Consider the following 12,313-nt stretch of genomic DNA (forward strand, 5'->3'; position numbering starts at 1 on the left):
GACAACCGGGACAGTCTTACATCACCGTGAGGATGTCGAGGCTGAAGACCAGCGTGGAGTTCGCCGGGATCGTGCCCTGTTCCTTGTCCCCGAAGCCCTGGTCCGGCGGGATGACCAGCAGGATCCGGCTGCCGGCCTTCTTGCCGAGCATGCCCTCCTTGAGGCCCTTCACCGACAGCTCCGCCATCGGCCAGGTCACCGTCGTGTCGGTGGCGTACGTGCTCTCGAAGGTCTTGTCGTCCTTCCACGTCTTGCCGTTGAACTTGACCACGACGTTGTCGGTGTCCTTGATCACCGGGCCGTCGCCCTCGATCACGTAGTTCGAGACCAGCTTGGTCGGCGCCGCCGTGTCCTTCGGAACCTCGACGGAGACCTCCTTGCCGTCCGTGTTGGTGCCGACCTTCGGCAGCGCCTTGTCGTCCTGCGGGACCTCCTTGCCCTTGGCCGAGGCCGGGATGGTGGCACCCTTGACGATGTCGACGACGAACACCAGCGTCGCGTTCGGCTTGATCTTGTCGCCGGAACCCTGCGCTCCGTAACCCAGCTCCGGCGGGATCACGAGCTCCAGGCGGCTGCCGACCTTCTGGCCCTCAAGGCCTTGGTCCCACCCCTTGATGACGGCGCCCGCGCCGATCGTCACGTCGAAGGTCTTGCCCCGCCCGAAGCTGGCGTCGAACGGCTCCTTGCCGTCCCAGACCTGACCCGAGTAGTTGACCTGGGCGACGTCGCCCTTCTTCAGCACCGGGCCGCTGCCCTCGCTGATGACCTCCACCTTCAGTTCCTTGGGAGGCTCGCCCTTGCCCTGCGACAGGGTCGGGGTCTCCCCGAACTTGGCGCCCTTCGTGATCGCGGGCACCCCGTTCTTCATCTGGGCGGAGTCGGAGCCGCTGTCGTCACCGCACGCCGCCGTGGACAGCAGCAGAAGGGGGACGACAATCAGGCCGGCAAGTCGGCGCACGTGTTCCTCAGATCTCAGACGGCAAGACGGTCCTCGCCACTCTAAGGCGTGACAAGGGCCCCGTACGAGATACGAACGGGGCCCCGGCCGAGATCCACACCGTGTCACGCGCCCGCGGGCACGTTCACGGCTACATGCCCGCGATCAACTTCTCCACCCGGTCGTCGACCGACCGGAACGGGTCCTTGCACAGCACCGTGCGCTGCGCCTGGTCGTTCAGCTTCAGGTGCACCCAGTCGACGGTGAAGTCCCGCCGCTGCTCCTGCGCCCGCCGGATGAAGTCCCCGCGCAGCCTGGCCCGTGTCGTCTGCGGGGGCACCGACTTGCCCTCGAAGATCTTCAGGTCGTTGCAGATCCGCGCCGCCTGCCCCTTGCGCTCCAGCAGGTAGTACAGCCCGCGCCGGCGGTGGATGTCGTGGTAGGCGAGGTCTATCTGCGCGACGCGCGGATTGGACATCGTCATGTTGTGCTTGGCCCGGTAGCGCTCGATCAGCTGGTACTTCATCACCCAGTCGATCTCCGTGCCGATCCGGTCCAGGTCCTCCGCCTCGACCGCGTCGAGGGTGCGGCCCCACAGCTCCAGCACCTGCTCGACGACCCCGGTACGGATCCCCCGCCGCTCGGCGAAGTCCAGGGCCTTCTCGTAGTACTCCCGCTGGATCTCCAGCGCGGACGCCTCGCGCCCGCTGGCCAGGCGCACCTTGCGCTGCCCCGTGATGTCGTGGCTGACCTCCCGGATCGCCCGGATCGGGTTCTCCAGCGTCAGGTCGCGCATCACCGTGCCCGCCTCGATCATGCGCAGCACGAGGTCGGTGGCGCCGACCTTCAGCAGCATCGTGGTCTCGGACATGTTCGAGTCCCCCACGATGACGTGGAGGCGCCGGTAGCGCTCCGCGTCCGCGTGCGGCTCGTCGCGCGTGTTGATGATCGGCCGCGACCGGGTCGTCGCGGAGCTCACGCCCTCCCAGATGTGCTCGGCCCGCTGGCTGACGCAGTAGACCGCGCCCCGGGGGGTCTGGAGCACCTTGCCCGCGCCGCAGATCAGCTGCCGCGTGACGAGGAAGGGGATCAGGATGTCCGCCAGACGGGAGAATTCACCGTGCCGCGCCACGAGGTAGTTCTCGTGGCAGCCGTACGAATTCCCCGCCGAGTCGGTGTTGTTCTTGAACAGGTAGACGTCGCCCGCGATTCCCTCCTCGTGCAGGCGACGTTCGGCGTCGACCAGCAGGCCTTCGAGAATGCGCTCGCCGGCCTTGTCGTGGGTGACCAGTTCGGTCAGGTTGTCGCATTCGGGAGTTGCGTATTCCGGATGCGATCCCACGTCCAGGTACAGGCGGGCGCCGTTCCGCAGGAAGACATTGCTGCTGCGGCCCCATGACACGACACGGCGGAAGAGGTAGCGCGCCACTTCGTCAGGAGACAGTCGGCGCTGTCCCCTGAACGTGCACGTGACGCCGTACTCGTTCTCCAGCCCGAAAATGCGGCGGTCCATGACTGAACATTACGCCTTCTGCCCTCTTCTGAAACCGGGTTCGAGAAGGCGTTCCGATCGGATTCCGCGCGTCGGCCGCGCGCGGGCCCCCGCGGACCCGTGCCCGGACCCCCGCGAACCCGCCGCGCACCCGCCGCGCCGTGCCCTACGAACCCTCCGCGACGGCCGCCTTCGAGCCCTGCCCGACCGCGTCCGACGGCGCCCCCGCACCGCCCGCGACGGCCACGCCGCGCCCACCGCCGGACAGCGCCCGCTGAGTCCCCATCAGGACCGCCCACGCCGCCACGCCCGCGCCGACCGCCACCGCGAAACCGGCCGGGACCCCGCCCAGTTCCACCGCGGGGCCCGCCGCCGCCGTACCGATGGCCGCGCCCACGCCGAAGAAGGTCACCAGCCACGAGAAGGCCTCGGTCACCGTCCCCACCGGGGCGTGCCGGTCCACCACGATGAACGCGCACGCCAACGAGGGAGCCAGGAACACGCCCGCCAACGCGCCCAGCGCCACCATGGCCACCGGACCCACCGTCAGCACCAGCGGCACGTAACAGATCGCCAGCAGACCCACGAGCACCCGCAGCCGCCGCTCCGGCGCGCCCGCCCACTGCCGCGCGCCGTAGGTCACGCCGCCCAGCAGCGCGCCCAGCCCCAGCGCCGCCATCAGCCAGCCGTACACCGCCTGGCCGCCGTTGGCGTCCGCGTAGGCCACACCGGCGACCGTGATCGAGCCCAGCGCCATGCCCACGAAGAAGAACGCGCCCAGCAGCGCCAGCAGACCGCGCGAGCGCAGCGCGCCCAGCCAGTGCGCCTCGCGCGGCGCGGAACGCCACGTGCGCGAGGGCTCCGACACCACCACCGACAGCGCGCCCAGCACCCCGAGCGCGTTCAGCGCGAGCAGGGCCACGGCGGGAGACCACAGGGCCACGAAGAGCGTCACCAGCAGCGGACCGACCGTGTACATGATCTCCTGGGCCACCGCGTCCATCGCGTACGCGGCGTGCACCCGCTCCTGCTTGCCGCCCAGCACGCTCGGCCACAGCGCCCGCAGGCCGCCCTCCAGGGGCGGTGTGAACAGCCCCGCGACCAGCACGGCCGCGTAGGCCACGCCGACCGAGTCGGTCCCCGCCAGTGCCAGCCACACCATGCCCAGCGCCGAGATCACCGCGGACGGCAGCTGCACCCGCGGCTGCCCGTACAGGTCCACCGCCCGGCCCAGCAGCGGCTGACCCACCGCGTTCGCCAGCCCGTACGCCGCCGCGAGCGCGCCCGCGAGGGTGTAGGAGCCGCCCTCCGCGCGGGTGAACAGCACGATCGCCACCGGGCCCGTGCCGTTCGGCAGCCGCCCGATCAGCGTGCCCGCCAACAAGCGCGCGGCGTGCCGGGTCCTGAGCAGCTCCGCGTATCCCGCGGCCATGTCCCGCCCCTTTCTGCCCGGACCAGCCGGAGTAATACGTATAACGTGACCCGTCATACGTACCATGGCGACAGCCCACCGTCCACCCGGCCCGACCGCCACACCCCCTCCCACCTCGGACTTCAGGAGCACGCTGTGACGAGACCCACCAGCCGCGACGTCGCCGGCGCCGCCGGAGTCTCCCAGGCCACCGTCTCCCTCGTCCTCGGCGACAAATGGCGCGGCCGCGTCTCCGAACGCACCGCCGCCCTCGTCCGCGAAGCCGCCGCCGACCTCGGCTACCGCCCCAACCTCGCCGCCCGCAACCTGCGCCTGGGCAGCACCCGCACCGCCCTCCTCGTCGTCCCCGCCCTCACCAACGAGTTCTTCGCCCGCGTCTACACCGGCGCCGCCCGCGTCGCCGCCGAACACGGCTTCGGCGTCGTCCTCTACCCCTCCCCCGACGGCACCGGCCCCGCCCGCGACCCCTTCGCCTCCGCCCGCGCCGCCCTCGACGGCGTCATCGCCTCCTCCATGGCCGCCGCCGCCCTCGACGCCATCGGCGGCGACGACCTCCCCCTCGTCATGCTCGACAGCGACCCCGCCGCCCCCGGCCCCGCCGCCCACGTCAACCTCGACATGCCCGACGGCGTGCGCCAGACCGCCCACCACCTCCTCGACTTCGGCCACCGCGACTTCCTCCACCTCGCCTCGGCCGTCGACACCTGGACCTTCCACATCCGCGCCCGCGCCCTCGCCGAACTCCTCGACACCACCGCGCGGCTGCGCACCGTCCGCTCCGCCCTCACCGTCGACGCCGCCCGCACCGCCATGGAGAGCGCCCTCGCCGACCCGGCGACCCGCCCCACCGCCGTGGTCTGCGACGACGACATCCTCGCCGCCGGCGCCTGCAAGGCGGCCCGCCGCCTCGGCCTGCGCATCCCCGAGGACCTCTCCGTCACCGGCATCGACGACCTCGCCCTCGCCACCGCCGTCGAACCCGAGCTCACCACCGTGCGCCTCCCCGCCGAACACGTCGGCGAACAGGGCATGAGGGCCCTCCTGACCGTCCTGGACGGCTCCCCCTGGACCGCCCCCGACCTCCCCGTGGAACTCGTCGTCCGCGGCTCCACCGGCCCCGCCCCGACCCCCTGAGCCCCGGCCCCGCCGACCGCCCCCGGGGACGCGAGAGCCCCGGCCCGCACACGGCGGACCGGGGCTCCCCCGACACACGGGCGGACGCGCGGCTACTGCGCGTCGTCCTCCGGGACCTCGTCGTTCGAGACGGCGTCGGCCTGCGCCGCCGCCGGCACGTCCGCCTCCAGCAGCCGCGACAGCTGCCGACCCCGGATCCGCTTGAACTTGCGCTGCTGCGCGCGCGTACGGTCCAGCACCGCGACCTCCAGCCGCTCCGCCGGAATCGTCTTGTCCGCCCCGTTGGCCTGGCTGGACAGCGCCTGCACCGCCAGCTTCAGCGCCTCCGACAGCGTCATCCCGTCCTGGTGGCGCTGGTCGAGGTAGGTGCTGATCTGCTCGGCGTTGCCGCCGACCGCGACCGAACCGTGCTCGTCCACGATCGACCCGTCGTGCGGGAGGCGGTAGATCTGGTCCCCGGCCGCCGTCGCGCCGACCTCCGCCACGACCAGCTCCACCTCGTACGGCTTCTCGCCGGCCGAGGAGAAGATCGTGCCGAGGGTCTGCGCGTAGACGTTGGCCAGACCGCGGGCGGTCACGTCGTCACGGTCGTAGGTGTATCCGCGCAGATCGGCGTAGCGCACGCCGCCGATCCGCAGGTTCTCGTACTCGTTGTACTTGCCGGCGGCCGCGAAGCCGATCCGGTCGTAGATCTCGCTGAACTTGTGCAGCGCGCGGGACGGGTTCTCGCCGACGAACACGATGCCGTCGGCGTACTGGAGCACGACGAGGCTGCGGCCTCGGGCGATGCCCTTCCGGGCGTATTCCGCCCGGTCGGCCATGGCCTGTTGGGGTGAAACGTAGAACGGAGTCGACACCGGCTTTCCGTCCCTTTCTTCTGGGCGACGAGAGGAGTGGTCAGAGCAGGGCGGCGCGCGGTCCGTCGGGCTCCTGGAGCCGACGGTCCGTCACCTTGCGGGCGAGCGCCTGCGACTCGTCCTCGTCCAGCCTGCGGAAGCCCTCGTCGGTGATGACGGTGACGATGGGGTAGATGTGGCGGTACAGGTCCGGCCCACCGGTCGCCGAGTCGTCGTCGGCCGCGTCGTACAGCGCCTGCACGACGAGCGTGGTGGCCTGGTCCTCCGTCAGGTCGGGGCGGTACAGCTTCTTCATCGAGCCCCGGGCGAAGATCGAGCCGGAACCGGTGGCGGCGTAACCGTGCTCCTCGGAGCGGCCGCCGGTCACGTCGTAGGAGAAGATCCGGCCCTTCTCCTTGGCCTCGTCGTAGCCCGCGAAGAGCGGGACCACGGCCAGGCCCTGCATGGCCATCCCCAGATTGCTCCGGATCATGGTCGACAGGCGGTTCGCCTTGCCCTCCAGCGAAAGGGTCGCCCCCTCCACCTTCTCGAAGTGCTCCAGCTCCAGCTGGAACAGCTTCACCATCTCCACCGCCAGGCCGGCGGTGCCCGCGATGCCGACGGCGGAGTACTCGTCGGCCGGGAACACCTTCTCGATGTCCCGCTGCGCGATCATGTTGCCCATGGTCGCGCGCCGGTCACCGGCGAGCACGACGCCGCCGGGGAACGTGGCGGCGACGATGGTCGTCCCGTGCGGCGCCTCGACGATCCCGTCCGGCAGCCTGCGGTTGCCGGGCAGCATCTCGGGCGCGTGCGCGCCCAGGAAGTCCATGAAGGACGACGATCCCGGCGTCAGGAAGGCTGCCGGTAGACGCCCTGTGCCACGAGTGTTGGGTTCCACAGGTTTCCTTCCACGTAAGCGGCTGCACGCCGGATGACGTCCTGCCGATCTTGAACTACGCCCCGGACCCTACCTCCCGACGACCGTGACCCACAGGGCTCGCCCGACGGCGTACGGCGACGCCCGTCGCCGTACGCCGCGACGCGATCACGACATCGGGCCGGGGCCCGTCCCGGCGGTTGGGGTCCGCCGGAGACCCGCTTCGAGATGAAGCCAGACCTTCGATCCGAAGGCCGGAAGGCCTTACTGGCCACCCTTTTGAACGAAGGAGCGCACGAAGTCCTCGGCATTTTCCTCGAGTACGTCATCGATTTCGTCGAGAACCGAGTCGACGTCGTCCGAGAGCTTCTCCTGCCGCTCCTTGAGGTCGGACTGTGCCTCGGCGGCCTGCTCCTCGACCTCTTCGGTCGAGCGCGTCGCCTTCTGCTGTCCGCCGCCGGTGTCCTTGGTCGCCATGTCTACCTCACCCCGCTCGGTTCGCACGCTCACGTGGAAGGACCCCGGGATTCGGGATCCCTCAAGATCAGACCCTACTTCGGACCCTACAAGGAGGGCCCGACATTCGTCCCCGCAGTTGTTCAAAAACGACCGGTGCGAAGTCCGGTCCTCCTCATGATTCCCGGGCCGGGGCCCTTTCAGGCCCCGAAGGCGGCGCTCACTGTCCCGAAAGCACCCGCACCAGGTCCTCGGCCGTGCGACAGCGGTCCAGGAGCTCCTTGACGTGGTTGCGGGTGCCCCGCAGCGGCTCCAGCGTCGGGACCCGCTGCAGCGAGTCCCGGCCCGGCAGGTCGAAGATCACCGAGTCCCAGGAGGCCGCGGCCACGTCGTCCGCGTACTGCTCCAGGCACCGGCCCCGGAAGTACGCCCGGGTGTCCTCCGGGGGCTTGCTCTCGGCCCGCTCGACCGCCGACTCCTCCAGGAGCCTGCGCATCTTCCCGCGGGCCACCAGGCGGTTGTACAGCCCCTTCTCGGGCCGTACGTCGGAGTACTGCAGGTCCACGAGGTGCAGCCGGGCCGCGTCCCACTCCAGCCCGTCCCGCCTCCGGTAGCCCTCCAGGATCTCCCGCTTCGCGATCCAGTCGAGCTCTCCCGACAGGCTCATCGGGTCGGTCTCCAGCCGGCCGAGCACGTCCTCCCAGCGGGACAGCACGTCCTTGGTCTGCTCGTCCGCGTCGGCGCCGAAACGCTCGTCGACGTACTTCCTGGCCAGCTCGAAGTACTCCATCTGGAGTTGTACGGCGGTCAGGGTGCGCCCGCTGCGCAGCGTGATCAGGTGCTGGAGGTCGGGGTCGTGGGAGACCTGGTGCAGGGTGCGCACCGGCTGGTCGACGGCGAGGTCGACGTTGATGAACCCGTCCTCGATCATCGACAGGACGAGCGCGGTGGTGCCCAGCTTGAGGTAGGTCGAGATCTCGGAGAGGTTGGCGTCTCCGATGATCACGTGGAGGCGCCGGTACTTCTCGGCGTCGGAGTGGGGCTCGTCGCGGGTGTTGATGATGGGGCGCTTGAGGGTGGTCTCCAGACCGACCTCGACCTCGAAGTAGTCGGCGCGCTGGCTGATCTGGAAGCCGTGCTCGCGCCCGTCCTGGCCGATGCCGACGCGGCCGGCGCCGGTGACGACCTGGCGGGAGACGAAGAAGGGCGTCAGGTGGCGCACGATGTCCGAGAAGGGGGTCTCCCGCTTCATCAGGTAGTTCTCGTGCGTGCCGTAGGAGGCGCCCTTGTTGTCGGTGTTGTTCTTGTAGAGGTGGATCGGCTGGGCCCCGGGCAGCTGGGCGGCCCGTTCGGCGGCCTCGGCCATGATCCGTTCGCCGGCCTTGTCCCACAGGACGGCGTCCAGGGGGTTGGTGATCTCCGGCGAGCTGTACTCGGGGTGGGCGTGGTCGACGTAGAGCCGGGCTCCGTTGGTGAGGATGACGTTGGCGAGGCCGATGTCCTCGTCGGTGAGCTGACTGCTGTCGGCGGCCTCGCGGGCGAGGTCGAAGCCGCGGGCGTCCCGCAGCGGATTCTCCTCCTCGAAGTCCCAGCGGGCGCGTCGCGCCCGGTGCATCGCCGCCGCGTAGGCGTTGACGATCTGGGACGAGGTGAGCATGGCATTGGCGTTCGGGTGTCCCGGGACGGAGATCCCGTACTCCGTCTCGATTCCCATTACTCGCCGTACGGTCATGCGGCCCTCCTTGCCCGGCGGCGCTCCCGTTCGGGGCGGCGCTCAAGTACCGCTGGTGCTCCGGTGCGTCGTGTGCGGTGCCCGTCCCCGCGCTGCGCGACCGGCGGTACGCAAGAGCCTAGAACCACTCCGCGCTGGTGGGGAGATCATTTCGGTCATTGCCTTGGACCGCCTTCCGGCCGAAAAGCGCGGGGCGGTTTCGCGGTGGTCGGGGGCGGTAAAGCAAGCGGCTGCGGGTGCCCGGTGTGGGCATCCGCAGCCGCCCGGCTTCGTCAGAGGTACTGACCGGTATTCGCCACCGTGTCGATGGAACGTCCGGTGTCCGCTCCCTGCTTTCCGGTGACGAGCGTGCGGATGAATACGATCCGCTCGCCCTTCTTGCCGGAGATGCGGGCCCAGTCGTCCGGGTTGGTGGTGTTGGGCAGGTCCTCGTTCTCCTTGAACTCGTCCACGCACGCCTGGAGGAGGTGGGAGACCCGAAGGCCCTTCTGGTTGTGTTCGAGGAAGGCCTTGATGGCCATCTTCTTGGCCCGGTCGACGATGTTCTGGATCATCGCTCCGGAGTTGAAGTCCTTGAAGTAGAGGACTTCCTTGTCGCCGTTGGCGTACGTGACCTCGAGGAAGCGGTTCTCCTCGGTTTCGGCGTACATCTGCTCGACGACGGTCTGGATCATGCTGTGCACGGTGCCGGCCGTGGAGCCCTGGTGTTCGGACAGGTCGTCCGTGTGCAGGGGCAGGGTGGCCTTGAGGTACTTCGCGAAGATGTCCTTCGCGGCCTCCGCGTCCGGGCGCTCGATCTTGATCTTCACGTCGAGGCGGCCGGGGCGCAGGATGGCCGGGTCGATCATGTCCTCGCGGTTGGAGGCGCCGATGACGATGACGTTCTCCAGGCCCTCCACGCCGTCGATCTCGGCGAGGAGCTGCGGGACGATGGTGTTCTCCACGTCCGAGCTGACGCCGGATCCGCGGGTGCGGAAGAGGGATTCCATCTCGTCGAAGAAGACGATGACGGGGGTGCCCTCACTGGCCTTCTCACGGGCACGCTGGAAGACGAGGCGGATGTGCCGCTCGGTCTCGCCGACGTACTTGTTGAGGAGCTCGGGTCCCTTGATGTTCAGGAAGTACGACTTCCCGGCCGCCTGTCCGGTCACCTCGGCGACCTTCTTGGCAAGGGAGTTGGCCACGGCCTTGGCGATGAGCGTCTTGCCGCATCCGGGCGGGCCGTAGAGCAGGATGCCCTTCGGCGGCCGCAGTTCGTGCTCCTTGAAGAGGTCCGGGTAGAGGTAGGGGAGCTCGACGGCGTCGCGGATCAGCTCGATCTGGTCGCCCAGGCCGCCGATCTTGTCGTAGTCGATGTCCGGGACCTCTTCGAGGACGAGGTCCTCGACCTCGCTCTTGGGGACCACTTCGTAGACGTAGCCGGAGCGCGGTTCGAGCAGCAGGGCGTCGCCGGGGCGGATGGTGATGTCCAGGAGCGGCTCGGCGAGCCTCACCACCCTTTCCTCGTCGGTGTGCCCGACCACCAGGGCCCGCTCGCCGTCCTCGAGGATCTCCTTGAGGGTGACGATGTCCCCGGCCCGCTCGAATTCCATGGCCTCGACCACGTTGAGCGCTTCGTTGAGCATGACCTCCTGGCCGCGCCGGAGGTCTTCCGGCTCGACGCTGGGGCTGACGTTCACGCGGAGTTTGCGACCTCCGGTGAAGATGTCGACGGTGCCGTCCTCGTTCGCCTGCAGGAAGACACCGAATCCGGCCGGCGGCTGCGCGAGCCGGTCGACCTCCTCCTTCAGCGCGACGATCTGGTCGCGTGCTTCACGGAGGGTGTTCGCCAGTCGTTCGTTCTGCGCGGAGACGCCTGCCAGATTCGTCTGGAGCTCTACGATCCGCTCTTCGAGAATCCTCGTGTGTCGCGGAGAGTCGGCGAGCTTGCGTCGCAGGACGGCGATTTCCTGCTCGAGATAGGCAACCTGGCCGGCGGGGTCCTCAGACCCTCGCCCGGGCCGGATGCCGCGGTTGATGTCGTCGTCGTGGGCTGCCACGGTCCTCACCTCCTCCAAGGGGAGCTGGACGCTTCCTGACCCTACCTGGGCTGGTGGTGATTGAAACCCCTAGATCACAAAGACGGTAGGGGTGTGTCCGATCTTCACCCTTGCGTACTCCCTCACGCCAAGGAAATACCCACCCTTCAACATCGGAAAGCAGCCGGTTGTAAGGTCGAACTGTTCAACACCCGTCAGAGCTCGCGCGACTTGCCGCGAGTTGTGTCCGGGACGGATCACCGAGCGCAGGAAACGGCAGGAGATATGACCGTGCAGCAGGAGGCCCCGGCGGGCGGTGCCGGCGAGTCCGGAGAGCCGCTGGAGGTCTGGATCGACCAGGACCTCTGCACCGGGGACGGCATCTGCGTGCAGTACGCCCCGGAGGTGTTCGAGCTGGACATCGACGGTTTGGCGTATGTGAAGAGCGCCGATGACGAGCTGCTCCAGGAGCCGGGGGCGACCACTCCGGTTCCGCTGACGCTCCTGGTGGACGTGGTCGATTCGGCGAAGGAATGTCCGGGTGACTGCATCCACGTGAGGCGGGTTTCGGACAGGGTCGAGGTGTACGGTCCCGACGCCGAGTGACGGCTCAAACACGTCCGGCGGTCGAGTCCGTAAGCTCCTGGCGGAATTTTCCGCCGCTCCAGCGCCACTTGGCGAGCTGTTTCACATCGGGTGCGTAGCGCGGCACCTCGGGTGAGGAGTACCCGAGGAGGGTGGCCGTGATCGCCGCGTCGCGGACCGTGAGATCGGTCGCGGTCCGGCGGGCCGCGGCGTCGAGGAGCGTGGCGACGACGCGGGGCGCGCCCCCGGGCGTCCGGTCGTGGGTGAGTACGTAGAGCGCGTGGGGCGGGGTGCCGGAGCCGGCGTCGCAGCGGACGGCCGCGACCGTCTCGGGGCGGCCGTCCCCGTCGAGGTCTCCCCGGGCGGTGTCGGTGACGGTGTGCGGGGCGCCCTTGCAGTCGAGGGGGTACGCGGCCGCGTGCGCGTCGGGGGCCTCGGCCCGCCGGGCGTCGGGGCCGGAGCCCGAGGCGGGTCCGGTCGCGGTCACGGCGGTCGCGCCGCCGGCCGGGGCTCCCTGGAGCAGCCCGGCGGCGGCCACGACGGCGGCCAGGGCCGCGGCGGTGACGGCCCAGTGCCGGGGGCGGGTGTGCCCGTGGGCCGGGCTGTGGGGTGCGGGCGCGGCGGGGCTGTGCGGCACGCGGGGTGTCTCCTGTGCGCGGGGTGACGGGGAGCCAGCATCGTGCCACACCTCACACGGAGGGGGAACGGCCGGGTCCGGACCGGTGGGGCGGGGTGTCGTGGTCCCCTGCCCGTGACAACGAAAAGGCGCTGTGCCGCAGTTCCCCCGGGGCCGGGGGAACTGCGGCACATC

At 69.7% G+C, this 12,313-nt stretch carries 11 protein-coding genes and 1 pseudogene; 2 read left to right on the forward strand and 10 right to left on the reverse strand.

Annotated features, from left to right (window positions below; genetic code table 11):
- Positions 1–16: 16 nt before the first annotated feature.
- From AB0D01_RS31205 to AB0D01_RS31215, 3 genes are all read right to left on the reverse strand, one after another.
- Positions 17–958, reverse strand: coding sequence for an FKBP-type peptidyl-prolyl cis-trans isomerase (locus tag AB0D01_RS31205; protein WP_363061125.1), 942 nt, complete (start codon positions 956–958; stop codon positions 17–19).
- A 130-nt stretch (positions 959–1,088) separates the two neighbouring features.
- Complete coding sequence (gene pafA, locus AB0D01_RS31210; protein ID WP_363061127.1) at positions 1,089–2,450, reverse strand: Pup--protein ligase; 1,362 nt, start codon at positions 2,448–2,450, stop codon at positions 1,089–1,091.
- Between the two features lie 145 nt (positions 2,451–2,595).
- Positions 2,596–3,861 carry an MFS transporter gene (locus tag AB0D01_RS31215; RefSeq protein ID WP_363061129.1) on the reverse strand — a complete coding sequence of 422 codons (1,266 nt, stop codon included), beginning with the start codon at positions 3,859–3,861 and terminating at the stop codon, positions 2,596–2,598.
- Positions 3,862–3,996: 135 nt separating this feature from the next.
- Between AB0D01_RS31215 and AB0D01_RS31220 the strand changes: the two genes are divergently transcribed.
- The gene (locus AB0D01_RS31220) at positions 3,997–4,995 is read left to right on the forward strand and encodes a LacI family DNA-binding transcriptional regulator (RefSeq protein ID WP_363061131.1); all 999 of its coding nucleotides are present in this window, start codon (positions 3,997–3,999) and stop codon (positions 4,993–4,995) included.
- Between the two features lie 92 nt (positions 4,996–5,087).
- Here the strand turns inward: AB0D01_RS31220 and prcA are convergent, their stop codons facing one another.
- The 6 genes and pseudogenes from prcA to arc form a co-directional block, all read right to left on the reverse strand.
- Entirely contained in the window at positions 5,088–5,852 is a 765-nt protein-coding gene (gene prcA / locus AB0D01_RS31225) for a proteasome subunit alpha (RefSeq protein ID WP_363061133.1), read from the reverse strand.
- A gap of 40 nt (positions 5,853–5,892) precedes the next feature.
- Positions 5,893–6,687 (reverse strand): proteasome subunit beta, encoded by a 795-nt coding sequence (gene prcB, locus AB0D01_RS31230; protein ID WP_363061153.1) that lies wholly within the window; start codon positions 6,685–6,687, stop codon positions 5,893–5,895.
- Positions 6,684–6,785, reverse strand: a pseudogene (locus AB0D01_RS31235) (recombination endonuclease VII); the annotation flags it as partial. The gene prcB and the pseudogene AB0D01_RS31235, both read right to left, overlap by 4 nt.
- Positions 6,786–6,975: 190 nt before the next feature.
- Positions 6,976–7,188, reverse strand: coding sequence for a ubiquitin-like protein Pup (locus AB0D01_RS31240; RefSeq protein ID WP_042803062.1), 213 nt, complete (start codon positions 7,186–7,188; stop codon positions 6,976–6,978).
- 199 nt (positions 7,189–7,387) lie between these two features.
- On the reverse strand, positions 7,388–8,899 hold the full coding sequence (gene dop, locus AB0D01_RS31245) for a depupylase/deamidase Dop (protein WP_363061135.1): 1,512 nt from the start codon (positions 8,897–8,899) through the stop codon (positions 7,388–7,390).
- Between the two features lie 272 nt (positions 8,900–9,171).
- Complete coding sequence (gene arc / locus AB0D01_RS31250; protein ID WP_363061137.1) at positions 9,172–10,938, reverse strand: proteasome ATPase; 1,767 nt, start codon at positions 10,936–10,938, stop codon at positions 9,172–9,174.
- A 264-nt stretch (positions 10,939–11,202) separates the two neighbouring features.
- Between arc and AB0D01_RS31255 the strand changes: the two genes are divergently transcribed.
- A complete protein-coding gene (locus AB0D01_RS31255; protein WP_363061139.1) occupies positions 11,203–11,523 on the forward strand; it encodes a ferredoxin in 321 nt (106 codons plus the stop codon).
- Between the two features lie 4 nt (positions 11,524–11,527).
- Here the strand turns inward: AB0D01_RS31255 and AB0D01_RS31260 are convergent, their stop codons facing one another.
- Positions 11,528–12,139, reverse strand: coding sequence for a hypothetical protein (locus tag AB0D01_RS31260; RefSeq protein ID WP_363061141.1), 612 nt, complete (start codon positions 12,137–12,139; stop codon positions 11,528–11,530).
- Positions 12,140–12,313 lie beyond the last annotated feature (174 nt).

Origin of the sequence: Streptomyces sp. NPDC048606 (genome assembly GCF_040650855.1) — a bacterium.
Classification (GTDB): domain Bacteria; phylum Actinomycetota; class Actinomycetes; order Streptomycetales; family Streptomycetaceae; genus Streptomyces.

What these genes read in the sequence shown, in the direction of transcription:
- pafA (WP_363061127.1), bottom strand. Translation starts at nt 2,450, where the DNA reads ATGGACCGCCGCATTTTCGGGCTGGAGAACGAGTACGGCGTCACGTGC.
- AB0D01_RS31255 (WP_363061139.1), top strand. Translation starts at nt 11,203, where the DNA reads ATGACCGTGCAGCAGGAGGCCCCGGCGGGCGGTGCCGGCGAGTCCGGA.
- AB0D01_RS31215 (WP_363061129.1), bottom strand. Translation starts at nt 3,861, where the DNA reads ATGGCCGCGGGATACGCGGAGCTGCTCAGGACCCGGCACGCCGCGCGC.
- dop (WP_363061135.1), bottom strand. Translation starts at nt 8,899, where the DNA reads ATGACCGTACGGCGAGTAATGGGAATCGAGACGGAGTACGGGATCTCC.
- AB0D01_RS31240 (WP_042803062.1), bottom strand. Translation starts at nt 7,188, where the DNA reads ATGGCGACCAAGGACACCGGCGGCGGACAGCAGAAGGCGACGCGCTCG.